This is a genomic window from Actinobacillus capsulatus DSM 19761 (genome assembly GCF_000374285.1).
Taxonomy (GTDB): Bacteria; Pseudomonadota; Gammaproteobacteria; order Enterobacterales; family Pasteurellaceae; genus Actinobacillus; species Actinobacillus capsulatus.
In genome coordinates this window covers 1-1,402 of sequence record NZ_KB893970.1, presented here as the reverse complement: position 1 = coordinate 1,402, position 1,402 = coordinate 1, and the positions used below count along the sequence as shown (strand labels likewise).

Sequence of the window (1,402 nt, the reverse complement as noted above, 5' to 3'; positions counted from 1 at the left end):
GTAATTAGCAAAGTTTTAGTAAAAAACGACCGCTTGTAAAGTACCGCACTTTTGTGTTTTAAATTGCGGTTCTACAAGCGGTCTGATTTTATTTAGCTTTTACCAAATCAATCATGGATAATTGATTTAAAGTTGGCGAGTTTGAAAACCAAATTATCTATACAGGAGTAAAATAGATGTCAATATTTGCATACAGCCCTGATGTCATTGCCCGCAATGTCAAACAACTAGGCAATGGCGTAATAGAAGTCCGTCGTTATAACGACGGGCATATTCGTGCCGATCTATCTTGGGTATGGTTTTTAGGTGTGATGGCAGTAACGATTTATGATTACTTTACTACTCAAAGTATGATCAATGATATGAAATGGGCTCTTTCCATTGATTGGGGAATAGAAAAAACTTGGAATTTTTATGCTCAAGTGGTTCCAGAAAAAGCCAATCTAAGCGGAGAATATGAAAAATTTAAAAAAGAAATGTTAGAACTTCATAATTACCGACGCTACTGGGGCTGGTTCTATATTCTGTTCCCACTTTTTTGGTTCTTTATGGTGATTTCCCCTAAATGGCGCCCTGTCCGTTTTGATAGCAAACGCCGTTTAGTCTATTTCTGGTCGTGGGGACGGTTATATATTATGCACTACCCCAAAGCCGTGCAACGAGACCGTGAGCAGTTACGGAATTTTCTCATGCCCGAGATGTTCGCCCCGTGGATTCGTCCACAACACTTCGGCAGTTTAGTATTCACGCTACCACAGGCTGATAATCCCAAGCGTACTCGCCGTCTGCCATTGGGCATTTACCGCCCTGCTTGTGAATACCAAAATCATGCGTTGCTAGATTTTATTTTGGATTATCTCAGCAGCGAAAACCCCGATGAAGAATACGGTAGATTTTTCAAAAAGGAAAAACGCATTACCAGTGATTACTTCAACTGGTTCTATCAATTTAGCCTATTCCCTGCTTGGGGGTATAACGAAAAGAAAACTGAAGCTAAAATTCAAGCGTGGTTGGAAAAATATGGCGACGGGCAATAACAAAACATAAAAAAACAGACCGCATTTTTGTCTTTTAAATAATGGAAAGGATTATATCATTATGCGACAAGCGGTCTGTTTTTGTTTAAATTTTACCAATTTCAATCCTACCTCATCTCTGTAATTTGCAAAATTTCAACCAAAAATGACCGCTTGTAAAGCCCCCAACCGTGCCCAGTGGTGGAAGGTTCGCAAACAACCCTCTCCGTCAGTTCTGTCGATGAATAGATTTAATTCGATGTCTATGCCAATCAAGATGCCAAAACAGGGAGAGATTATTCTCACCAAGCCAATCGTAATGCACTGATGAAAGTAGGCTCAGAGTTCAAACAACATAGTAAAAATATGAAACTAACTGGTTCAAG

The 1,402-nt window shown here is 39.5% G+C and carries 1 protein-coding gene; it reads left to right on the top strand.

From position 1 onward, the window contains the following. Window positions 1-176 precede the first annotated feature (176 nt). Window positions 177-1,037, top strand: coding sequence for a hypothetical protein (locus C228_RS0112995; RefSeq protein WP_018653015.1), 861 nt, complete (start codon window positions 177-179; stop codon window positions 1,035-1,037). Window positions 1,038-1,402: the final 365 nt, after the last annotated feature.